We start from the raw sequence: 22,229 nt of genomic DNA, 5'->3' as shown, positions 1-22,229 counted from the left end.
TATGGGGATTTAATAATGGAGAATGCAATCATTAAAAACATTGATACATCCATTTAAAAATATGATTACAAGATTTGCGAATTGATTATGATACATCTAAAAACACCGATATACTTTCAAAAAAGTAAAAAAGCGCCCTGTACACAGGGCGCTTTGCTCCAACCTAATGACTAATATTAGCAGTTGGGTATAATGTCGTTCCTCCAATTGAAACCTTTATTTCATTTGTTAAAGGAACATTTTGCTCATTAATAATTGTTCTCCACCATTCCCATGCAAGACCTGTACATTCTCTCGCTACGACTTTTACATTTTTTGAATTCGGTGGAAGTGGTATAACTGTAGAAAAGTGAGCAGTTTTATCTCTGCCGCTTCCTTCCCAAGTTTTATGTGTTAGTACTTCTTTCCCATTTTGATCATATGAGAATTCATCCCAAGATACATCAAATTGAGCAACATATGCACCGTAATGATCAAGCGTCATTTTCGCACTTGAATATTCTGTAGTTGTAGTCTCAACATAATCTGTATTGTTATGAACAGCAGCAGTTGCATTATCTTTTAAGAAAGTGCTCGTATATGAAATTGGGTATGCTGGATTTTTTTTACTTAACTCTGCATTATCTTTAATGATATTTCGGATTTCATTAAAATCTTTTGTAACAACCTTGTTATGCTCTTTTGCATCTCCGCCTAATACTACAGCGGTAAAGGTACTTTCTTCAAAAATATCTTTGTACTGTCCACTCGTTTCGACGCTGTTATTTTTAAGTAACGCTTTAAAAGCAGCTTGTACATCTTTGCTCTTAGATGTTGTTTCTAATTTCACATAAATGGTTCTGCCATAGGCTACATTTGACACCATAACAGGCGGAGCCGCATTACTTATCCCTTTACGAGTTAACTCACCGAAAGTAACACTATTATCAAAAAGATCTGATGGATTGTTAGGTAGTTCAGCACTTACGGTATAAAATATTTGCTTATATGCCGCAACCATCACTTTTTTCTCTCCATTTGCAACTGCATTAAAGTCAATGTTTAGACTGTTATCAAGATATTTAGCGTTGACATTAAGAGCACTTGCGATTTGTGATTTACTATACACCATGGACTCTGTATACTGCATTCTTGCAGGTAACGAATGTGTTGATGCATACTTCTCATTCCAAGTAGATACTAAATCATCTACTGCTCCAGACACATTACCATATGTCGGATTCTGGACAGATATCGTATTTTCTTTCCTCATTCCAGGTAAGTCTATACTAATATTTAAAGGTTTTCTCTTAGCCACTAATAAACTAGGTTGATTATCGGCAAAAGCTTTATTTGCAAGTTGTACTGCTCCTGGATACGTACGATTAGCTACAGAATCAATAATCGAAATATCGACCGGTGACGTTGTAAGTGATTTTTTTTCACGCTCAACTACTACAAATTTACCATTTGAATTGATACTTTCTTTCGGAACAAAACTCTCTACTTTATCACCATTTACTGCTAAAATATCTCTACTATCATACTTTAAATTTGCTATACCATTATTAATGTCACTAGCATTTTTTGCTGCATCAGTTGCATTACCTGTTTGCGTTTCCGCGAAAGAAATAGATGAATAATGAATAGTGCATAAACTAACTAACACACATGCTAGGAATTTTATTTTTTTATTACTTTTCTTAATTTTCAGAAAAATCACCCCGTTCTTTTTTTATATTAAATATGATAATGATTGCTAATTAATAAACTTACATAAATGCTTTTAAAAGTTCTTGAACTAACGGAATTACCCCACCTAAAAATTTCAAAACTGCCATTGCGATTTCCATATTGCTTCCTCCTCTTTGTTGTATTAAAGATGTATTGAATATTTATGTCTTCATTATAATAAGCTTTTACATTTGCATCAATTCATTTTTAAATGCAATATTACATATTGGAGGAAGAACATTTTTTTGCTAGATTGATGATGGAATAGAACCATATGCCCATCACCCTGAAGTTTTGGTGTCCCCCACAACGATAAAAACAAATCACTTCATGTGACACCTAAATCCAACGTTAAGATTAGTGCACAATTTAATAGAACTTGGAGATAATAGTGTCTAGTATTCAGCAAATGATTTTGAAAAAAAACAGGCGCACAATATTAGCCATTGTGGGATAAACAGCATAAGTGAATCACTTTATTTTGAAGTTCTTCTAGTTATGCTCCCTTTAATAAATGATCAGCATACAATCGCTGAACGAGTACACGAACTTGGCGCAGGGTTTATGTTACATATTCAGCAATTATCGGCCGAGGATTTAAAACATGCCGTCAATGAGGTGTTGCAGAACCCTTTTTAACTAAGGTGCTAGTCTGACAAATTCATCTATAAATTCCATAATCAAAGCATAAATGATAAGACTTATAGGTAATACATTTACAACTAAAGCGAAAATTCTTTTACTTAATTTCTCTGTGCTGAACATTGAAAGAATGCTTACAGGTACACTAAATATAGAAAGATAGAATGTGAGTAATACTAACATTCTTATCATATAATTCCCACTATCGTCTACACTACTTAATAAATTGTAAATTGGTAAGATAATAATCGTAGCAATCGCTGTCAAAGAGGATATTTTAGTAAATACATTCAAATTTCTCCTTACCAATCCTTTCACCTCTCTTTTATATTCATTACAATGCTCCTATTAGTTCATTCATTTTTTTACAGGTAGAAATAAGCATTTGCTCCATTCGTTCCTCTTATATTGAAAGGCATGTAGTACTCCCCCTCTTAAAAATATTTCAAATCAAAATGAAAAAACGTTTTGAAATATAAATTCAATCTATCAATACATTACAACAAAAATCTATAGATATCAGAATTTTCCATTTATTAAAGGTTATCCTCCAAACAACCTCGAACATTGTAAGAAACATACATAAGGAGGTTGATCTATTTTGTTTCGTTCTTTTACAAATGGTTGCGTCACCTTAGTGCAACGTTTCTTGCCAGAACCGTTTATTTTATCATGTTTATTAACTGTTTTTGTTATCTTCTTCGGCATGTTTGCAACTCAGCAAACACCGGTCGAAATGATTAATCATTGGGGTAATGGCATTTGGGGACTTCTCGCCTTTTCTATGCAAATGGCACTAGTACTTGTCACTGGATCTGCTTTAGCGAACGCTCCTCTTATTAAAAAGGGGTTAACGAAAGCTGCCAGGCTACCGAAAACGAATGGCCAAGGTATTATTGCCATTTCAATTGTAAGTTTACTTGGTGCATACATAAACTGGGGATTTGGTATTGTTGTATCTGTTTTATATGCAAAAGAAGTTGCAAGACAACTTGAAGGATTAGATTACAGATTAGCAATTGCTTCTTCTTACTCTGGATTTCTCATTTGGCATGCGGGTCTTTCTGCTTCTATCCCTCTTACGTTAGCTACTGGCGGTGAAACGTTAATTAAAACGACAGCTGGAAGTATTAAAGAAGCGATTCCAATAACAGAAACGTTATTCTCACCATACGCTCTCGTTCCAGTTATTATCTTTCTCATTACGATGCCACTCATTAACCGGGCAATGCATCCCGATGAAAAACATACGGTAACAGTAGATCCTAGCGTATTTCATGAAGAAGCTGCTGCTATAGAAGTAGAGCCAAAAACAGTCGCTGAAAAAATGGAAAATAGCATCATTATTACACTTTGCGTTGGGTTATTAGGTCTCATTTATATTTTCAATTACTTTTATACGAAAGGTTTTAACCTTACACTCGATATCGTTATTTTTATGTTATTAATTGCTGGTCTTATTTTTCACCGGACTCCGATTCAATATATTCGTTCTTTTTCAGACTCTACAAAAAGTGCTTCTGGCATTCTACTTCAGTTTCCGTTTTACGCAGGAATTATGGGTATGATGATTGGAGTAAATAGTGAAGGTCTTTCTCTTGGAGGAGCTATTTCTAATTTCTTTATTAGTATTTCAAACGAAACGACTTTCCCGCTCTTTACTTTTTTAAGTGCTGGCATCGTTAATATTTTTGTTCCATCTGGTGGCGGTCAATGGGCTGTACAGGCACCCATTATGATTCCAGCTGGTGCTGAACTTGGTGTACCTGCTGCAAAAACAGCAATGGCAATTGCGTGGGGCGATGCTTGGACGAATTTAATTCAACCTTTCTGGGCATTACCAGCGTTAGCGATAGCTGGTTTAGGTGCTCGTGATATTATGGGATTTTGCGTTGTGAACTTACTATATGCAGGATTTATCATTAGTTTATGCTTCTTATTTATTTAAACGAAAAGCTAGTTTTATACTAGCTTTTTTACATAATAAATCATTTACCCCGCATTAACAGGCAGTAAACTCCCACCCCATACCAGCTAGAGCAAAGCGGTTAGGTGGGAAATCAACTGCCTGTAAATGCCCGATTGGTGAAGGCTAATAATCAGTGGGAAGAACAAAACCCCCACTGATTAAAGTTTCACTTTATTTCCCACGCAATTTATAATCGTCTTCCACTCTATCTCCGTAAGGTTTAATGCCTCAAATGCAAAAAAATCTTTACATATCTTTTCAATCAGATATGGATTTTCCCTCAAGAAATTCCACTGTAACGCTTTAGGAAGAAAATACGTTTCATACTCTTTACTTCCTCTTACTACCTCATCGACTTCTCTTTCACAAATCCCTCTTATTAAATAATCATTTCTTAATTGGATCTTCATTTGTTGAAACGTTTCACTATATTTCTTCAATTGGATTAAGCAATTAATATAGGTACGAAAAAGTTCGTTATCATACTGACAACAATTTATAATACGATCAATTTCATTCATAATGTACGAGCCTTTTCTTCTATTTGTAATAACCACTTTTCCCGCTTCTCTCGTTTACTCGTTTTCACAGATTGAAAAACAGATCGTTTTATATCGCGAATGCCGCAAAAACGTAAAACACCTCTCTTCATCATAATCCAACCTGCTGATCGATATAATAGGGCGACGTACCATAACGGTGAATCTAACGTATTAATTACCCACGCCTTCTTTCCTTTCAATAAGCCCTTCGGCAAGGCACCTTCATATTTATAAGCAAATCCAGCTACGAAAATGCGATCAATAAACCCTTTTAAAATAGCAGGCATCCCCCACCACCATATCGGATATATGAATAAAAGAGTATCTGCTTCTGCCACTAACGTTCTGTACCAAGCTGTTTCTTCTTCATTTACTAAATCACGCCTTTTCTTCTCTTCATTAAATACGAGCACCGGATCAAATTGTTCCTTATATAAATCAAGTACTGTAACAGAATGATTTTTCCCCTGTAGTCCTTTTTGCACATGTTCTAAAATCGCCTCGTTAAAACTGGAAGGATTAGGATGAGCGTATATAATTAATACGTTCATTACAAAACAACTCCCTCTATAGTTAAAGTTTCCCCTTCTTTAACATCTTCTCTACAATTTGTACGTTTTTCGAACTTTGTAATAAACGGTTTAATACGGTAAGTAACTCTTCCTTGTCTAAATCTTTCAGTTTCTCTTTCACCGTACGCTCACCAGCACCTTGAATATCATAAACAACTGCCGCCATATGCTTGCAAAGATTCTCATAAGGACACTCGCAGCTACTTTCTGTAAAATCTTCAAGATCAATAATCACTTCATAATTTCCTGCATTTCCAGTAACGAAAGCAATTACTTTCTTGTCTTGTATTTCAACATCTTCTACATGTCCATCTTCATAATATTCATATCCCTTATCTATAATGTACTTTGGGATCCATTTCGTTATATCTTTTAATAAGTAAGCGTACATATTTGCACCTCTTCCTTTAATTCCCTTTTGACTTCAAAAAACCTGCATGTTATTCTAATAACTGTCAAGTAGCGAGTCTACGTGACAAAACGACTGACACCTATTCGGCGGAGGTGTCTCTTTTCATTTGCAGCCGATATGAATTGCCTCTTTCAGGCACATTCAATTTTTGACACTACACACTCAACACCATTCCCTGTATCAGGCTGCATTAGCAGTCTTTTACTCTACATACTTCGCTATTTCAAGAAAAAAAGAGAGACTAGCTCCCTTTTCTCGCCTTATAAAATACCCCTTTTTCAGTATAGAGATATTCATCATCAGCTAATGTAATTTTCCCATCCAGTTTGAGTTCATCTAATAGTCTTGATAAATAAAATTGATGTAACATTTTTTTCGTGAATTTTCCTTCATGATGCGAAACGATATGTTCTTGAATATCTAACAATGATATTGGCTTATCTTGCTCTATCATATATTCATAAACTGTACTACGCAGTTTTACGTATTTTTCGAGTGTCACAGTAATCCGCAACCCCTTTCTTCTTAATATAAATTTTCGTAATCGGTTTTTTTGCAACAAAAAAACCTCTCCGATAAGAAGAAGTTACGTATATATCTTCGTCTTATCTCCCAGAACAAATATGTTCTGCTGGAATTAGCACCTGCATCGCGGTTGCTGGGTTTCATCGGGCCAGTCCCTCCACCTCTCTGGATAAGAAAATATTCACTTAAATCTTACTATACGTAATTTCATTTCAATTGTCAAACAAATACAACAAATTATATTTTCTTTCTTCCTGTTCATACTATACATATATGAATATGCAAGGAGGATTATGAAATGCACGAAAATGCTCGCGGATATGTACAAGATTCTTTTCAATCATTACAAGAAGCAAAACATTGTTTAGAAGAAGCATTACAGACTGTCGAAAAAGATTTTAATCGTGCTCGTATTGAGCAATCTCTTTATGCGATCGAACAAGCTATTCAACGCTGTGATTACACGGTTCACATTTTAGAACAAGATTGAAAAAAACTTCCCATCATAAGGTGGGAAGTTTTTTCAAATGGCATACTTCATAATTATTGCCGTTATGATTAAAAAATATACAGAATTAACAATTTCTAAAATCCCTACTTTTATGATAGAAATTTTTTTGCCATACAACATAATTGCCCGAATGACACTTGGTATAAAAATAAGAGAGCACCATGGATTGATAGCAAATATAATTATCGTTAATACGATATGATAACCCCATGATATAATACGATACTTCGGATTATTTTTTTCACGAATCATTGTCTTCACATAAAACGTACTTCCTAAAAAATATAAAAATGAAATAATCGCAATAAATAAAGCTGTTTTATCTATGAGTTTCATTGAAAAATAATAACTAACTAAACCACCTATACAGAAAACGATAATTGCGCAAATGTCATTTAGCAGTGCTCTTTCATTCTTTTGACGAGCGTAATACATATTTACTATAAATAATGGAATCATTGCTGCTACGAATAAAAGAACTCGCCATTCATATAATAGAGAAATCATCCCAAATACGAACGCAATAATAAAATATACAATTGCTGCATGTAAAAACTCTTTTTTTCGTTTTTGTTTTATGTACATGAGAAATGGATATGTAGCTAAATAGATAAAGAACCAAGCTAAAAACAATGGAATATGATAAAAAGTAGGTTTCCCAAGTATGACACTTAATAGAAATGGGATAACAAGCATGGCCCATGCACCATGTTGCTTCGGAATAACTAACTTCATTAACTATACACCTCCCTCTTGAAAGAAGTTCTCACCTACTATTATACAAATAATTTTATATAATAACGGATGTATATTGGATCTATTTTTTGACAATAAAAAATGCTCCTTACAATATGTAAGAAGCATGAAAGAGGCAAACGAATATGTAAGTCGCGACCCTACCTTATATAAGTATGCTTTTCTATGTCATGTTATGCTCATCTAATATACCGTATTTCATTTTAAACCTTGTGAGAATCGTAATCCACGAAGTACTAAATAGTAGTAGGAAAATAACATTTGAAATCGCATGACTTAAGTCAAAGTAAAAACTCGCGACATAGTACGCAATGACGGTTTGCCACGTTGCTTCTCGTATAAAACCGAGAAGTCCCCAGAAGTTCATAATCCAACCAAATAAAAATCCAACAATTAATCCGTATAGGAGTCTTCCCCATAGCTTTTTCATGAAAAATGTATTACGTAATAGTCCAGCTATAAAACCAATCATACCCCACGAAAACATTTGCCACGGCGTCCACGGACCTTGTCCTAAAAAAATGTTCGATACGATAGCGGCTGTTGCCCCGATCATAAAACCAGTTTCACTCCCAAACACGATTGCAGAAACGATAATGACAAAGGAAGTTGGTTGTACACTTGGTAAAATAGAAAATGGTACGCGGCTAACCGCAGCAATTGCTGCTAACACGGCAACGAGAACAATTTCACGTGAAACAAACGCCTTCCTTTCAAAACGGATATAGAAAGGTAACATAATAACAGCTAATAAAAACAAACTACTTACCATGTAATAGCCGTCCATGAGGAGTGTAGTAAAGAGTAATGTGCCTATTATAAACGCAAAAATACATATTATGAATGCAATATATCGTTTGGACACGCTTCGTACACATCCTCCCACGTTAATGCATATGGCAATTCTTTTCGAATGAATCGATTAATAGATGTTGTATAAAAGAAGTTACCGCTAAAAAATTCTTTCGGTGCATCATTCATAATGACTGTTCCATCAAATAACATCATGCACTGATCAACATATTTCGCTGCGAACTCAATATCATGCGTTGCCATTACAATGGTTGTACCTTCTTTTTGTAATTTCCTAAATAGCTCCCCTACTCTTTCTTTCTTCCATGGGTCTAACCCTTTTGTCGGTTCATCAAGTAGTAATAGCGTTGGTTTTGATAATAACGTTGTACATAATGCAAGTAGTTGTTGCTCTCCCCCGCTACAATCATGTGGATGGCGCTCTTTAAGCGAATGTAACCAAAACTGTTTCAACATATCTTTTGCTATTTCTTTTCCTTGTTCTCCATATAATTCACGAGCACGTTCATAAACTTCTTGCCACACTGTATCAAATGTAAAATGATAATACGGATGCTGTGATACATACCCGATCCTTTTAAATCGTTCTTTCGAATCAATTTTATGTATCACTTTACCATGCCACTTTACTTTCCCTCTTCTCGCTTTTTGCAATCCTGCTAAAATCGTTAACAGTGTAGACTTCCCAGTACCATTTTTCCCAACGAGCGCTACCCATTTTCCTTTTTCAATCGCAACTGTTAAATCTCGTAAAATAAGCGGACTATTTTTTTCATATTGAAAAGAAATATGTTCTGCACTTAACATTACTTCTTGTTTTTCACGTTGTACCATCTGCTCATTCACATATGATATCGCTGAAAAGTCATTCATTTTCATTTGTGCTTCTCGCACTGTAAACGGAATATCTCTCGCATTCCATTCTAAAAACAACCTTGGAATTTGCGGAATAAATGGACGGAAGTTTTCTACTTTCCACATTTTCGCTATAACTGTTTTAGGACTACCATCATAAACAATTCGGCCGTTATCCATACAAACAACGCGTGTTGCAAGTGGTATCACTTCATCTAAACGATGTTCACTTAAAATAATCGTAATTCCAAGTTCTTCATTAATACGTTTTAACAATCCTAAAAACTCTTTCGCAGCAATTGGATCTAATTGCGCCGTTGGTTCATCTAATAATAATAGTTTCGGCTGCATAACTAATACCGCAGCTAAATTGACAAGTTGTTTTTGCCCACCAGATAACGTATGAACAGATTGATGCAATAAATCTTGAAATCCTAAGAAGCTAATGAGCTCGGCTATTCGTTTTTGAATAATATGTGATGGTAATCCGATATTTTCTAAAGAAAATGCTAATTCTTGAATCACTGTATCCATTACGAGCTGATTTTCTGGGTTTTGAAATACCATCCCAATTTCTTGGGCAGATAATAAGTCAGGTACTTCCTCTAATAATACATCTTCATAAAACATCTCTCCCGAACGCGTGCCAATTGGAAGTAACTCCTTTTTAAAATGTTTTAATAATGTCGTCTTCCCAGATCCGGATCCTCCAGCTAGCGCTATAAACTCTCCTTTTTGAATAGAAAGAGAAATATGCTGTAACGCTTTTTCATTTTCATCAGCATATACAAATGATAAATTGTTTATTTCTGCATGCGCCACCATATCCATTCCCTTCCTTCCATTATGATTGGTAAACTAATAAACAGCGTAAATGCTACAAACATCATTCCATCGTATTGGTGGAATAGAATAGATTCGACTTTCGGATAAATGATCAATTTTCCTCCGCCATACTTACTACATATGATAGCAGTTATAAATAAAATCATTAAATAACTGAGCGTATACCAATCACGTTTTTCCATTCTATACCGAATATACGTCGTACGTTTCGTTACACCAAATCCACGAGCTTGCATAGAATCTGCCGTTTGAAGTGCATCTTCTAACGAGCAAATTAATAATACTTGCAGTAACTGCATGCCATTTTTCACTCGTTCAACAATTGAACCTGAATCTACCTGCACACCTTTTGTCTTTTGGACGAGTGTTATTTTCTGTAATCTTCTAATAAACAAAGGCACAAACCTCACTGTAATCATCGTTAACAATGCAACTTTCGGTGAAATTCTCGAAAACAAATATAAAAATTTATGACTTGAAATAATATCATTATACGAAGCAAACGTAAACATAATTGCAACTAGTAATAACCCCATTACTACTCCAAACATAATTGCCTCCAGCTTAATACGGCTATCACCTAACCAAAATAACGTAGTTCGACCTCTATGCGTTAATAACGAATTAAATAAAATTACCATAAAAAAGAATACGATTGTGCTCGGTAACATCTTTCTTATCTTTTCGCTATTCCCTTGCATCACATTTAATATAACGATTAATAAAATTTCTCCAATTAAAAAAAGAGGATGAAGACACATCATACATAGTATCATCACCCCAATATAATAGAAAAAATTCACAAAAGGATGTAAAGAAGAAAAACTTATTTTCATAGTCCTTTACCGAATGCCTTTCTTATTTTAATACATATACCCACTCAATTGTATCTCCTGGTTTTACTGTAACTACACCAGCACTACGGTTCGGAAATGCACCATTCACACGATATTTCCATCCACTAGTATCAGCAATATCTTTTTCATATACATCATTAATACCTTTTACATAAATGCTATCTTTTGATCCACTTGCATCAACATCTAATCCTGTACGCTGCAACACTTTATAAACAGTATCGCCTTCTTGTACATCAACCTTTTTCGCACCTAATAAGTATCCTTCATGTCCTTTTACGGAGATAGTAACTTGTTTTGCTTGTGGTTTAGGTACCGTTACAGGATCTGGTTTTGATGGTTCAGGAGTTGGTACGGGCGGAGTCGGTATCGTTTTATTCTCTTTATTCGGAGCTACCTTTTGCTCCTGCTTCGGTGTTTCTTTCGGCTGATTGACAACCTTTGCTTCTTCTTTTACTTCCTGTGCTTTCGGTTGCTGTTGTTTCTCTTCTTGTGCTTTTTGTTGTTCTGGTTGTTTAGTAGCAGATTGCTCCTGAGGTTTCTCTTCTTTCTTTACTTCAGGTTGTTCCTGCGGCTTTTCCTCTTTCGGCTTCTCTGCTACTTTTTGTTCTTGTTTCTCTTCTTGTTGTTTCTGTTCCGGCTCAGCTTGTTTCTCTTCCTGTTTCACTTCTTCTTTCGGTTCTTCTTGTTTTGCTACCTCTTCTTGCTTTGGCTCTGCTTTCTTCTCCGGCTTTACAGCCGCCTCTTCACATCCGGCAAGTAGCCCGAGTGAAAGCATTAAAGAAATGAACCACTTCATCTTACTCATGTTCTCTCTCACCTTTCATATAAAAATTAGGAGCAAATCATTGCTCCTAATTTTTGTTAAGCTGCTTTACGTCTCCATAATACATATGCAGAAGCAATACATAATACACCCATACCTACTTCTGTAGCTGTACTATGAGAAGATGCTCCTGTTTTCGGTAGCATGTTTTCATTTTTAACTGGTTTATTATCTACAACAACTTTTACATCTTCATCTTTTGTTTCTTGTTGTATTTGTTTTTGTTCTTTCGGTTCTTCAGTAATTTCTTTTTCTATTACCTTATTTTCTGGCTCTTCAATCGGTTTCGGCTTAATTACTTCATCATCGCCTACATTAGACCAGTCATAAATAGACTTTCCGATTTCTTTAAATTGAACTAACGCTAAAAGAGCTTGCTCTGTAGCCATTCCGTTACCATTTTGATCACTTGGTAACCATTTAAATTCACCATTTGGAAGTTGATATGACAGCAGACTTTGCACTGCCTTATGAAGACGATTTTGATCTACATCTTTAACAAGTGATAATCCAATAATTGCTTGCGCAGTACTATTAGAATTCTCTTGTCCATCAGCAGAAAAACCACCATTTTTTAGCTGTTCGGTATATAAATACGCAACAGCTTTTTGTACAGCTGGTTTCACATCTGATCGATCTTGATAAGGTGCTAACGCGGATAAAACCATACCTGTTACATCGACGCTACTAGCACTATCTTTACTACCTGAACTAGTATAAGTCCAGCCACCATCTGTATGTTGCGTGTTTAAAATTGCATCTACTAAAGCAACTCGATTCCACTTTGCTTCGACTGGAATTTCATATTTATTCGTATCAAAGGCAAGTAACGCAAATGTATAACCTGTAACAGAATTTACTTTATCAGATTCATACAATTTTTGAACTAAGTTATGTCCGCCTACCTTTTTAGGGTCTGCACTCATTGCATTCATCATAATAATCGTTCTAGCTAAATCTGTTGCTGAAAAACGATTTATACGCTTTTCCACTTTTTCTGTTACTGCCTTAACATAATTTAATTGCGCCTCAATTGGTACATTCTTTCCAGAACGAGAAAGCCCTAGAGCTACCCAATCACTCTCTATTCCATCTTGTAACATCTTTTCAGACGTTTTAGAAATTGCTTCGTTTACTTGCGCTGCTGGAACTTGAATGTTCTCTTGCTTTGGTTTTTCTGGTGTTTTTGTTCCATCTGGATTTTCCTGTTTTGGATCATCTGTTTTTGGCTCTTCTGGTTTCTCTTGTTTTGGATCATCCGTCTTTGGTTCTTCTGGTTTCTCTTGTTTTGGATCATCCGTCTTTGGTTCTTCTGGTTTTTCTTGTTTTGGATCATCTGTTTTTGGTTCTTCTACCGTTTTACAAGTACCAAATTTATCTAATGTTTGTTGTAATGTTTCTTGACTCATATTGCTCCAGTCTGAAACAAAACGGAAAACAACAACATCTCCAGATTTTAATTTATAACTATCCGCTCCAACTTCTGCAGATTTATCATTTACATCATACAGCCAGCCACTTGTAGCCCCGGCCATTAGCCCATCAATGCCTTTTACATACGTTCCAAACGACATCGTTTCAGCTTCTACTTTGTCCCCCATGACTTTTTGCAGCAAACTTAAAGCTGTTTCCCCATCTTTAATTTGCTCTTCTTTCGGACATAACATAATGCCATTTTGTGATTCACCAACAATTGCAAGTTTTGCTGTATTTCCTTCAGCAAACGTAATATGTACTGTATTCGCAAAAGAAACAAATACAAGTATAACTGCCATTAACGACGTAAGCAGCCATTTTTTCAACATTGCCATCCCAAAATTTCCTCCCTTACTACTATTCACACAAAAAAAGACCCTTCAAGGGCGTGCAATTGACACTCTTTTTTTGTAAGTGTCGAACAAACTGTGCAACACCTCCTACCCGCATCATTCGCCGCTATATTTGTATAGGAAAAATAATTTTGTTCATGAACGTATCATTGTGATAACATTCACTTTTTTAGGCACGACTTACTTCCATTTAAGTTATCGTAAAACGATAAACCTATACATTCTGTTAATTTTAAATTTCTGTATTATTTTACTATTGACAAAGAATTTTGTCCATGCTTTATCGGATTTATTTTCTAAGAATAGTAACTTACTAACCTTTAACGACGCAAACTTTTTTCACTAATAATGACTCCATCTTCATCCACATAAACATAATCATTTGGCTTCCATTCTACTTGTCCAAATTGCAATGAAATATTTCGTTCTCCTTTCCCTTCTTTTACACTTCTATTTGGCATCGTCCCTAACGCTAAAATACCAATATTAATATTCTTTAGTTCACTAGAATCACGAACATATCCATTTACAATAATTCCTGCCAGCTTTCTTTCCTCTGCAATAGCTGCCAAATTATCACCGAGTAACGCACAATTCGTAGACGCTCCACCATCAACAACTAATACCGTTCCTTCTGGTAATGTTTGTAATCCTTCCTTCACTAGTACATTATCATCCTTCACTTTCACCGTTGCAATTTTCCCGTGGAATTGTTCTTTCTTCCCAAAAGATCGAAAAGACTGGCGACATATTTGTAACTCCTTTTCAAACTCATCACATAGATCCGTAGTTTTCCACATCTTTTTCCCTCTTTTCCTTTTACTTTCTATTTAACATATTCTTGGATTATTTTCGTTTCCCTGTCTAATGTTGCAATAATTTGTATGTGCAGGAAAGGACAGAAAAACTATTGCCTTAAGAAGTCACCTTTATTATAATCTATTTCACAGATAAATTTCAGAATATTAAAAATTAACCAAGTGAAAAAGGAGGGATTTTATGCAATTACAAACTGAGATAAAAAAACAACCTAGTAAACGAAAGTTTAAAATGCCTGACGCGTACGTACTACTATTTTTTATTGCCTTACTTTGTGCCATAGCTACTTATTTCGTTCCTGCTGGAGAATTTAAAAGAGTAACAAACGGGACTGTTACAACGACAATACCAGGAAGTTACCATTCTGTTCCGCAATCACCGGTAGGGTTTGTTTCTTTTTTTACCGCTATTGAAAAAGGAATGACACTTGCTGCTCCTATCATCTTCTTAATTTTATTTACAGGTGGTGCCATTGCCATTCTTGAAAAAACAGGTGCTCTTGACGGTTTAATCTATCATGTGATTAACAAATTTCGGAATCAGCAATTACTTTTCATTTGTATTGTCGCCGCACTCTTTTCTCTTCTCGGAACGACTGGCATTATCGTTAACTCAGTTATCGGCTTTATCCCCATCGGCATCATCGTTGCACGCACATTGAAATGGGACGCTATCGTTGGCGTAGCAATTATTTATTTAGGCACTTATGCTGGTTTTAATGCTACTATATTATCTCCCTCACCTTTAGGCATTTCACAAAAAATCGCAGAACTTCCGATGTTTTCAGGGATTGGGTTACGTACAGCAATCTATATCTCTTTTTTAATTGCTACCATTTTGTATATTAATTGGTATATAAAACGTTTAAAAAAATCGAATAAAGGAAGCATACTCGGCGATAACTGGTTTCCAAGTAATGCTCTTTCAAGAGAGAGAGAAATAGAGAAAACTGAAGTTCCTTGGACAATACGTCACAAATTAATTTTACTCGTCTCAGCTTTATCATTAATTGTATTTTTAATAGGGGCTTTTCGACTACATTGGACAGATGCAGAAATGACCGCTACTTTTATTTTCATCGCAATTACAGCAGGAATAATAGGCGGTATGAAAGCGAACGATATCGCTTCTACTTTTCTAGCAGGCTGCCAAAATCTCATATACGGTGCTTTGATCGTCGGAATGGCTCGCTCTATTTCAGTCATTCTAGAACAAGGCAAATTACTTGATACAATTGTTAATCAACTCGCACAGTCTCTCGAAGGATATAGCCCTGTATTTGGCGTTATCGGTATGTATGTAAGTAGTGCCGCATTACATTTCCTCATTTCATCCGGGACAGGAGAATCTGTTATTTTCATTCCGATATTAGCTCCATTAGCTGATTTCATGCACATTACACGCCAAGTTACAGTACAAGCTGTTATGCTCGGCGAAGGTGTAGTGAACTGCTTAAATCCAACTTCCGGTGTTTTAATGGGCGTTCTCGCAGCTAGCGGCATTTCTTACGGAAAATGGATTCGATTTATGGCTCCTCTTGCATTCATTTGGTTTATCATTGGACTTATTTTTCTTATTATTGGAGTGAATATTGAGTGGGGACCGTACTAAAAGGTTTACAATATACTTAACTTGATGATACAAAAACATCTATTCTATTTTCATCTCCAATCCTATGAAAATTATTGATTCTAGTATAGATGTAAGAAGGGATTGATCATTATGATCAATCCCTTCTTACAAAATATAATACCTTTACAAATCTTAGTTCCAAATTTTATTTACCCATTCCGGATGATCAATAAAAGGATTACGATTATGTTGATATTTTGTAAAAATTATTTCATTACGCTTTCGCTCTAAATCATCGACCGGATCTTGTTCATTCCATTTTAGTAATACAGAGAGTTTCCCCATGTACGGATCTTTATTGTTATTCACCTTTTCATTTAGTTCCAAATCTATTTCACCGCTATCCCCTTCGTAACGAACAGCCATGTAAAACAGCATTCTAGCGATGTCTCCTTTTACGCTATCACGAGGTTCCCAAGAATCACTATCATATTTACATTCTGTCGCTTCCAAATGATTCACACCACCATTATCAAAATCCAGATTTCCACGTGAACTATTTACAGATACATCCGTCGCTCTTAAATGATGCAGATCTGTTCCAGGTCCTGCAGCCGTTCCAAAATCACCATGAGATTTTGCCCAAACATGCTCTCGGTTCCAGTTATTAACTCCTGAACCATTCGTAAGTTTCCCTTGCGAACGCCCAGTATATAAGAGTATTACATTGTTTTTATTATTTGGATCTTCATCCGTATCTCTTAGCGCTTCCCAAACCGCACTGTATGATAACTTTGTATGATCATCAATAATATTATGAAGTTCCTTCTTTAGTTCCAAACCCGTTTTTCCTATTGCATTATTATAATATGTATCGTCATAGCTTTTTACAGTCATCTCTTGTGGTGATACAGAAGCTACTTCACCATGTATAGTATCTGTGAATGATAGAGATGCAGAACCTAAAATAAAGAATGAAGATAGTGTAACCATAGCAAGCTTTGTATTTCGAAACTTCATATACCCATTTCCCCTTTAAAATATAATTTGAAGTCATTTACTAAAAATGTTCTCCCTAAAACTACGAAAACGTTTAAAACTCCATTCCCCTTCTCTTTTTATTTAATACAAACCCCTATTCAGTCTGTATCATTTCCATACTTTTGGTTTATCTACTTTTCAAACAAATTCACTTTTCACAAGGAATATCCTTCCCTAGTAAAGATTATTAAACTATTCTTTACAATTAAAAAGTAGTTTAATGTTAACTTATAAATTTCAATTTTTTTATGCAATTATGCATATTTAATAAATTTTTCAAAGAAAACCGTGCAATAAAACAGATAGAGTCTAGGACAGCAATCGTACAAATCGAGATGATAGCTCGGCTCTTCCTTTTTCCATAACTGTCTTTATTTTTTGTGTAAAACTCTTCTTTCTCTGAAAAATAAGTACAAAAATAGATTGGATACCATGTAGGCACCAATCTATTTTTATTAAAGAAACTGTGTTAATTCTGCATTGACAACACGTTGTGCAGTAATGATAACACTTTCAGCTGTTATTCCATAAACACTATATAGTCCACCAGGTTGATTAGGAACAATTTGAACTTCATATTCTAATGCTTGTCCAAAAGCAGGATGAACTAAACTTAGAGTTTCAATAGTAGAAGCATTAGAATTCACATTGAAATTCACCTGTTCAATTAATACTATTGAACCGTCAAGTCTAAAAACTCTAGCTACTCCAGTAAGCGGGCCAGCAGTACGGTTAAGGATTTTCACCCTAACTCTATTTGCATTAGCAGGTTGATTTCCCAAGTTTTCAATAGGACCTGTAGTAAAAGCCATTTTACATTCACCTCCATTATATTATTACGATATTCAATGTTATATATTAACGCTATAAACTAATTACTCAATTTTTTTCTAAATAAAAAAGCTCATTTCTTATATTTTTCAATAAGAAACAAGCTTTTCTTTTTCAACTATCATTCCTAAGGTAAATCTATCTGTCTCGGAAACTTTTGGAGCTAATTGACATTTATGTTGAGCATACAACTACTTCTATTTATTTGGCATCGAAGCTATATACTTTTTAACTACTTCATATACATATTCTTGATTTGCCGCTGCTGTATTTGGATTGTATTTTCCGCCGTTTGTTTTATTGTTAGATAATACTCTAATTCCTAAAAATGGTACGTCATAAGCTTTTGCGATTTGCGCTGCAGCAGCGCCTTCCATTTCTTCTACAGATGTACCGTATTTTGTATGGAACCACTTAATTCTATCAACTTCATTATTCCAAACGTCTGCTGAACCTATCGTACCCTCAACCACTTTACCTTTTGTATATGTATCTTTCACTGCATTAGCTGCTGCAAGTAAATCCTTATCTCCCTCGTAGTATCGGATTTTCTCAGCATTTGGATCTTCTCCTGCACTTCCTTCAGAAGCCATTAAATCCATAGATATCCATTTTGTTGGCTCAATCCCTTGATTCTCATCCATATTTGTGGTTTTTAATGTACCTATATTTGCAACTTGTTTTCCTAACACAATATCAAATACGTTTAAATTAGGATCATGGCCACCCGATGTTCCTTGGTTAATAATCGCTATAGGCTTATATTTTTCAATAGCCACTGCTGTAGCAGCTGCTGTATTTTCCATTCCTTTACCTGTTTTCGCAACGATTACAGGATAATTGTCGACAGTTCCTTTATAAAATACAAATGTTCCAGATTTTTCTTCTTTCACATTTTTCAACCTTTTCGCAAAACTTTCAGCTTCTATCGGCATTGGCCCTTGAATTAAGATTGGTTTTTGATTGGTTTTTGCCTCAACTTGTTTCGGACTCGCATTACATCCCGCAAGTATCGAGAGTGACAATGCAGCAGTAGTTACTAGGGCAGCACATTTTTTCAACGTATTCTTCTTCATAAATAATCTCCTCTTTCTCTTGTTGTTTTCTATACTCGATACTTTTGGTCCAAACAAAAAAGTTCTAGAAATTGTAGAAGAATCTCTACTTTCTAGAACTACGGTAGTCAAAGTTAATGAAGCAAAAGACGAGGTCAATGCTTCATTATAGAACGGTAGCGGCTCCATACACAAACCGACCGAATACTTTAACCCGTAGTCCAGTTCTTTCATTGGGAACTAGGTAGAAACGCTCGGACCATATTACCGAGTATATACGAGTGATGTTATTCAAAATTATTATATGGATAATATAACAAACTATTAGTATAGAAGCAATATAAATATGAACATTATTTTATTTCACCCTAAAAATGTTCGTATTTAAAATGTTTTATACTGAAAAAATCTTTTTTTTTATGTTTTATACCGTAAAAAACATAATCCGTATACTTAATTAGATCATCCTACAACAACCGTTAAGAAACATCTATCTAAAATAAAAAGAAGTTCCATAATATTTAGAACTTCTTCCCCTATGTATATTTACTTCGTTATCTCACCAAACTGCGCTCTCGTTACTTTCGCCAAATCTTCCACTTTCAGCTCAATTTGTATACCAATTTTTCCGCCACTTACAATGATCGTTTCAAGTAATCGGGCGCTTTCATCGATACATGTAGAAAATAACTTCTTCATTCCGACTGGTGAACAACCACCGCGAATGTATCCTGACACTTTCGTAATATCTTTTACTGGAATCATTTCAATTTTCTTTTCACCAACTGCTTTTGCCGCTGCTTTTAAATTCAGTTCCTCATCTACCGGAATGATAAACACATGATAATTTTTACTATTCCCTTGAGCGACTAACGTTTTATATACTTCTCTCACTTCTCGTCCAATTTTCTCGGCTACTGACACGCCATCAATTTTCCCATCGTCTGGATCATATGACATCATCGAATATTCAATTTTTTCTTTATCTAATATTCGCATCGCATTCGTTTTATCTTTTTTCATGTGCTTCTCCTTAAAAGGTTATTTCATATTATTAAGTTTTCTTTTATTATACACCCTTTTCCATTTCTTCTACATAACTTCACGCATTTTTCAAAACTGAAAATATTGATATTTCAAAAATCATCTGATATAATTTGGAAAAACTTATGTTAAGGATAGATTTGTAATGCGAAATTTTAATACTTCTTTCCAACTTCATCATCATACGTAACGCCGTGTATCCGAAGAAAATTTTTTCTTCGTGGGTACAGGGCTTTTCCTGTTTACCCACGAAGCGTTCATAAAGCTATGTGGGTATTTTTATACCCGCATAGCTTTTTTTAATTTAAAAAAGGAGTGATTACAGTGGAAATGAAAAATGTAAAAGGAACAAAGGACTATTTACCAGAGGAGCAAGTGCTGCGAAATAAAATTAAAAAAGCGTGTGAAGATACTTTTGAACGTTATGGCTGTAAACCGTTAGAGACACCTACGTTAAATATGTATGAACTTATGTCTTACAAGTATGGCGGTGGTGATGAAATTTTAAAGGAAATATATACACTTCAAAATCAAGGAAAACGTGAGCTTGCTTTACGTTACGATTTAACAATTCCATTCGCAAAAGTCGTGGCGATGAATCCAAATATTCGTCTACCTTTTAAACGGTATGAAATTGGGAAAGTATTTCGAGATGGTCCGATTAAACAAGGGAGATTTCGTGAGTTTATACAATGCGACGTTGATATAGTCGGTGTTGAGTCTGTCATGGCAGAAGCTGAACTTATGAGCATGGCGTTTGAACTGTTCCGAACGTTAAACTTAGAAGTAACGATCCAATATAATAACCGAAAATTATTAAACGGTATTCTTCAGGCGATTAACATCCCTACTGAATTAATGAGTGACGTAATATTATCATTAGACAAAATTGAAAAGATTGGGATTGATGGTGTACGGAAAGATATATTGGGGCGTGGAATTACTGAAGAAATGGCTGATACGATATGTAATACCGTATTATCTTGTCTAAAGCTTACAATTGCTGACTTTAAAGAAGCTTTCAATAATCAACTCGTTACCGATGGAATAAACGAATTACAACAATTACAGCAATATTTAATTGCTCTTCGAATAAACGAGAATGCTATATTCAATCCGTTTTTAGCACGAGGACTCACAATGTACACAGGTACCGTATATGAAATCTTTCTAAAAGATGGCTCGATTACATCTAGCATCGGTAGTGGTGGTCGTTACGATAATATTATCGGAGCATTCCGTGGTGATAATATGAACTATCCAACAGTCGGTATTTCATTCGGTTTAGACGTTATTTATACAGCACTCTCACAGAAAGAAACAAAACCCTCTACAGCGGACTTATTTATTATCCCACTCGGGACAGAATTACAATGCTTGCAAATTGCCCAGCAATTACGATCCACTACTTCATTGAAAATCGAACTTGAACTAGCAGGACGCAAACTAAAACGCGCCCTTAATTATGCCAATAAAGAGAACATCCCTTATGTACTTATTATTGGTGAAGAGGAACTTAGTGCAGAAACCGTTATGCTAAGAAATATGAAAGAAGGTAGTGGGGTGAAGGTTCCTCTTGCTTCTTTAAGTAATTATTTATAATAAAAACCACCCTCGTTTGGGTGGTTTTTCTATTTTATAGATAACCTATAATTAGCTTACATAAAATGATTATAATCTACTCAAAACTACAAATATATAATATCCAATTACCTATTATTTTTGGTAATATATAGATATATATTGTTTTAGGCTGATTAACTTTGAAAACCTACATCCAAGCACTAAAATGGACTACAGGGATCTATCATCTTTTATTACTTCCTTGTTATTATTTATTTCCAAGTCTTGTTAACCTATATGGGATACCTTTACTACTATTGATTGTTTTACATATCACTACTTTTTTATTAGCTAAAAAAGAAAGCATGAATACGTATCCTCATTATATCGGTATTATCGTTACTCTAGTTGCCTTCTTTCCTTATATAGCAATCGTTCTACATATTATAGCAGCAATCTTCCTTTTATTAGACGCTACTTCCACTACTAAAAATGAAGTTTTTAACTCATAGTAGGATAAATCGAAATTTTTATTACCGATGGTGTTGTCTATATTAGCACACACCAAAGTCTTTTTCACAAGTAGCACGCCTCCCGCTAACTCCTTTGCTTCAGTAAAGTTTTGAGGTGAATCGG

22 protein-coding genes and 2 riboswitches are annotated in these 22,229 nt (G+C 35.0%); of the genes, 6 read left to right on the top strand and 16 right to left on the bottom strand.

Annotation, left to right across the window (positions count from 1 at the left end; all coding sequences use genetic code 11):
* Positions 1 to 163: 163 nt before the first annotated feature.
* Positions 164 to 1,702 carry a thiol-activated cytolysin family protein gene (locus A6J74_RS28555; protein ID WP_000576517.1) on the bottom strand — a complete coding sequence of 513 codons (1,539 nt, stop codon included), beginning with the start codon at positions 1,700 to 1,702 and terminating at the stop codon, positions 164 to 166.
* A gap of 509 nt (positions 1,703 to 2,211) precedes the next feature.
* On the opposite strand from A6J74_RS28555, the gene A6J74_RS28550 reads away from it, so the two are divergent.
* A complete protein-coding gene (locus A6J74_RS28550) occupies positions 2,212 to 2,352 on the top strand; it encodes a glycosyl transferase (protein ID WP_000937128.1) in 141 nt (46 codons plus the stop codon).
* 604 nt (positions 2,353 to 2,956) lie between these two features.
* Complete coding sequence (locus tag A6J74_RS28540; protein ID WP_000490049.1) at positions 2,957 to 4,303, top strand: short-chain fatty acid transporter; 1,347 nt, start codon at positions 2,957 to 2,959, stop codon at positions 4,301 to 4,303.
* A 179-nt stretch (positions 4,304 to 4,482) separates the two neighbouring features.
* Here the strand turns inward: A6J74_RS28540 and A6J74_RS28535 are convergent, their stop codons facing one another.
* The 4 genes from A6J74_RS28535 to A6J74_RS28520 all read right to left on the bottom strand — a co-directional run bounded on the left by A6J74_RS28535 (position 4,483) and on the right by A6J74_RS28520 (position 6,412).
* Positions 4,483 to 4,845, bottom strand: coding sequence for a hypothetical protein (locus A6J74_RS28535; RefSeq protein ID WP_001002313.1), 363 nt, complete (start codon positions 4,843 to 4,845; stop codon positions 4,483 to 4,485).
* Positions 4,842 to 5,417 (bottom strand): NAD(P)H-dependent oxidoreductase, encoded by a 576-nt coding sequence (locus tag A6J74_RS28530; protein ID WP_001101575.1) that lies wholly within the window; start codon positions 5,415 to 5,417, stop codon positions 4,842 to 4,844. The genes A6J74_RS28535 and A6J74_RS28530 overlap by 4 nt, the downstream gene beginning before the upstream one ends.
* A gap of 22 nt (positions 5,418 to 5,439) precedes the next feature.
* Positions 5,440 to 5,829: an SWIM zinc finger family protein gene (locus tag A6J74_RS28525; RefSeq protein WP_000271514.1), complete on the bottom strand. Its 390-nt coding sequence runs from the start codon at positions 5,827 to 5,829 to the stop codon at positions 5,440 to 5,442.
* A 262-nt stretch (positions 5,830 to 6,091) separates the two neighbouring features.
* Positions 6,092 to 6,412: a hypothetical protein gene (locus A6J74_RS28520; protein ID WP_073990648.1), complete on the bottom strand. Its 321-nt coding sequence runs from the start codon at positions 6,410 to 6,412 to the stop codon at positions 6,092 to 6,094.
* Between the two features lie 40 nt (positions 6,413 to 6,452).
* Positions 6,453 to 6,551: riboswitch (SAM riboswitch) on the bottom strand.
* Between the two features lie 122 nt (positions 6,552 to 6,673).
* Here A6J74_RS28520 and A6J74_RS28515 point away from each other — a divergent pair.
* A complete protein-coding gene (locus tag A6J74_RS28515) occupies positions 6,674 to 6,865 on the top strand; it encodes a hypothetical protein (RefSeq protein ID WP_000545000.1) in 192 nt (63 codons plus the stop codon).
* A gap of 33 nt (positions 6,866 to 6,898) precedes the next feature.
* Here A6J74_RS28515 and A6J74_RS28510 read toward each other — a convergent pair whose 3' ends face one another.
* The 7 genes from A6J74_RS28510 to rraA form a co-directional block, all read right to left on the bottom strand.
* Positions 6,899 to 7,621 (bottom strand): YwiC-like family protein, encoded by a 723-nt coding sequence (locus A6J74_RS28510; protein ID WP_000779959.1) that lies wholly within the window; start codon positions 7,619 to 7,621, stop codon positions 6,899 to 6,901.
* A 184-nt stretch (positions 7,622 to 7,805) separates the two neighbouring features.
* Positions 7,806 to 8,507, bottom strand: coding sequence for an ECF transporter S component (locus A6J74_RS28505; RefSeq protein WP_002109377.1), 702 nt, complete (start codon positions 8,505 to 8,507; stop codon positions 7,806 to 7,808).
* Positions 8,480 to 10,141 (bottom strand): ABC transporter ATP-binding protein, encoded by a 1,662-nt coding sequence (locus A6J74_RS28500; RefSeq protein ID WP_002093567.1) that lies wholly within the window; start codon positions 10,139 to 10,141, stop codon positions 8,480 to 8,482. The genes A6J74_RS28505 and A6J74_RS28500 overlap by 28 nt, the downstream gene beginning before the upstream one ends.
* The gene (locus tag A6J74_RS28495) at positions 10,114 to 10,992 is read right to left on the bottom strand and encodes an energy-coupling factor transporter transmembrane component T (protein ID WP_002105009.1); all 879 of its coding nucleotides are present in this window, start codon (positions 10,990 to 10,992) and stop codon (positions 10,114 to 10,116) included. The genes A6J74_RS28500 and A6J74_RS28495 overlap by 28 nt, the downstream gene beginning before the upstream one ends.
* Positions 10,993 to 11,014: 22 nt before the next feature.
* On the bottom strand, positions 11,015 to 11,821 hold the full coding sequence (locus A6J74_RS28490; protein ID WP_000041439.1) for a DUF4430 domain-containing protein: 807 nt from the start codon (positions 11,819 to 11,821) through the stop codon (positions 11,015 to 11,017).
* A 56-nt stretch (positions 11,822 to 11,877) separates the two neighbouring features.
* Entirely contained in the window at positions 11,878 to 13,650 is a 1,773-nt protein-coding gene (locus tag A6J74_RS28485; protein ID WP_001241039.1) for a DUF4430 domain-containing protein, read from the bottom strand.
* Between the two features lie 338 nt (positions 13,651 to 13,988).
* Positions 13,989 to 14,468, bottom strand: coding sequence for a ribonuclease E activity regulator RraA (rraA, locus tag A6J74_RS28480; RefSeq protein ID WP_000266041.1), 480 nt, complete (start codon positions 14,466 to 14,468; stop codon positions 13,989 to 13,991).
* A gap of 199 nt (positions 14,469 to 14,667) precedes the next feature.
* On the opposite strand from rraA, the gene A6J74_RS28475 reads away from it, so the two are divergent.
* Complete coding sequence (locus A6J74_RS28475) at positions 14,668 to 16,098, top strand: YfcC family protein (protein ID WP_001176941.1); 1,431 nt, start codon at positions 14,668 to 14,670, stop codon at positions 16,096 to 16,098.
* A gap of 153 nt (positions 16,099 to 16,251) precedes the next feature.
* On the opposite strand, the gene A6J74_RS28470 is transcribed toward A6J74_RS28475, so the two are convergent.
* The 4 genes from A6J74_RS28470 to ybaK all read right to left on the bottom strand — a co-directional run bounded on the left by A6J74_RS28470 (position 16,252) and on the right by ybaK (position 20,009).
* On the bottom strand, positions 16,252 to 17,079 hold the full coding sequence (locus tag A6J74_RS28470; RefSeq protein WP_002039134.1) for an endonuclease I family protein: 828 nt from the start codon (positions 17,077 to 17,079) through the stop codon (positions 16,252 to 16,254).
* A 476-nt stretch (positions 17,080 to 17,555) separates the two neighbouring features.
* Positions 17,556 to 17,912, bottom strand: coding sequence for a hypothetical protein (locus tag A6J74_RS28465; protein ID WP_000896124.1), 357 nt, complete (start codon positions 17,910 to 17,912; stop codon positions 17,556 to 17,558).
* A 216-nt stretch (positions 17,913 to 18,128) separates the two neighbouring features.
* The gene (locus A6J74_RS28460) at positions 18,129 to 19,007 is read right to left on the bottom strand and encodes a 5'-methylthioadenosine/S-adenosylhomocysteine nucleosidase (RefSeq protein WP_000742447.1); all 879 of its coding nucleotides are present in this window, start codon (positions 19,005 to 19,007) and stop codon (positions 18,129 to 18,131) included.
* Positions 19,008 to 19,183: 176 nt separating this feature from the next.
* Positions 19,184 to 19,287, bottom strand: a riboswitch (purine riboswitch).
* A gap of 245 nt (positions 19,288 to 19,532) precedes the next feature.
* The gene (gene ybaK, locus A6J74_RS28455; protein ID WP_000710868.1) at positions 19,533 to 20,009 is read right to left on the bottom strand and encodes a Cys-tRNA(Pro) deacylase; all 477 of its coding nucleotides are present in this window, start codon (positions 20,007 to 20,009) and stop codon (positions 19,533 to 19,535) included.
* Between the two features lie 345 nt (positions 20,010 to 20,354).
* Here ybaK and A6J74_RS28450 point away from each other — a divergent pair, with 345 nt between their 5' ends.
* Both A6J74_RS28450 and A6J74_RS28445 read left to right on the top strand, forming a co-directional pair.
* Complete coding sequence (locus A6J74_RS28450; RefSeq protein ID WP_000425307.1) at positions 20,355 to 21,632, top strand: histidine--tRNA ligase; 1,278 nt, start codon at positions 20,355 to 20,357, stop codon at positions 21,630 to 21,632.
* A gap of 161 nt (positions 21,633 to 21,793) precedes the next feature.
* On the top strand, positions 21,794 to 22,105 hold the full coding sequence (locus tag A6J74_RS28445; RefSeq protein WP_044810051.1) for a hypothetical protein: 312 nt from the start codon (positions 21,794 to 21,796) through the stop codon (positions 22,103 to 22,105).
* Positions 22,106 to 22,229 lie beyond the last annotated feature (124 nt).

Origin of the sequence: Bacillus sp. FDAARGOS_235 (genome assembly GCF_002073415.2) — a bacterium.
GTDB classification, from domain to species: Bacteria; Bacillota; Bacilli; order Bacillales; family Bacillaceae_G; genus Bacillus_A; species Bacillus_A toyonensis.
The sequence above is the reverse complement of the archived record's forward strand: the minus strand, read 5'-3'. Positions and strand labels throughout refer to the sequence as shown.

Excerpts from the sequence above, each read along its gene's own strand:
- A6J74_RS28550 (WP_000937128.1), top strand. The coding sequence starts at position 2,212 with ATGCTCCCTTTAATAAATGATCAGCATACAATCGCTGAACGAGTACAC.
- A6J74_RS28535 (WP_001002313.1), bottom strand. The coding sequence starts at position 4,845 with ATGAATGAAATTGATCGTATTATAAATTGTTGTCAGTATGATAACGAA.
- A6J74_RS28530 (WP_001101575.1), bottom strand. The coding sequence starts at position 5,417 with ATGAACGTATTAATTATATACGCTCATCCTAATCCTTCCAGTTTTAAC.
- A6J74_RS28525 (WP_000271514.1), bottom strand. The coding sequence starts at position 5,829 with ATGTACGCTTACTTATTAAAAGATATAACGAAATGGATCCCAAAGTAC.
- A6J74_RS28515 (WP_000545000.1), top strand. The coding sequence starts at position 6,674 with ATGCACGAAAATGCTCGCGGATATGTACAAGATTCTTTTCAATCATTA.
- A6J74_RS28510 (WP_000779959.1), bottom strand. The coding sequence starts at position 7,621 with ATGAAGTTAGTTATTCCGAAGCAACATGGTGCATGGGCCATGCTTGTT.
- A6J74_RS28500 (WP_002093567.1), bottom strand. The coding sequence starts at position 10,141 with ATGGATATGGTGGCGCATGCAGAAATAAACAATTTATCATTTGTATAT.
- A6J74_RS28495 (WP_002105009.1), bottom strand. The coding sequence starts at position 10,992 with ATGAAAATAAGTTTTTCTTCTTTACATCCTTTTGTGAATTTTTTCTAT.
- A6J74_RS28490 (WP_000041439.1), bottom strand. The coding sequence starts at position 11,821 with ATGAGTAAGATGAAGTGGTTCATTTCTTTAATGCTTTCACTCGGGCTA.
- A6J74_RS28485 (WP_001241039.1), bottom strand. The coding sequence starts at position 13,650 with ATGGCAATGTTGAAAAAATGGCTGCTTACGTCGTTAATGGCAGTTATA.
- rraA (WP_000266041.1), bottom strand. The coding sequence starts at position 14,468 with ATGTGGAAAACTACGGATCTATGTGATGAGTTTGAAAAGGAGTTACAA.
- A6J74_RS28475 (WP_001176941.1), top strand. The coding sequence starts at position 14,668 with ATGCAATTACAAACTGAGATAAAAAAACAACCTAGTAAACGAAAGTTT.
- A6J74_RS28470 (WP_002039134.1), bottom strand. The coding sequence starts at position 17,079 with ATGAAGTTTCGAAATACAAAGCTTGCTATGGTTACACTATCTTCATTC.
- A6J74_RS28465 (WP_000896124.1), bottom strand. The coding sequence starts at position 17,912 with ATGGCTTTTACTACAGGTCCTATTGAAAACTTGGGAAATCAACCTGCT.
- A6J74_RS28460 (WP_000742447.1), bottom strand. The coding sequence starts at position 19,007 with ATGAAGAAGAATACGTTGAAAAAATGTGCTGCCCTAGTAACTACTGCT.
- ybaK (WP_000710868.1), bottom strand. The coding sequence starts at position 20,009 with ATGAAAAAAGATAAAACGAATGCGATGCGAATATTAGATAAAGAAAAA.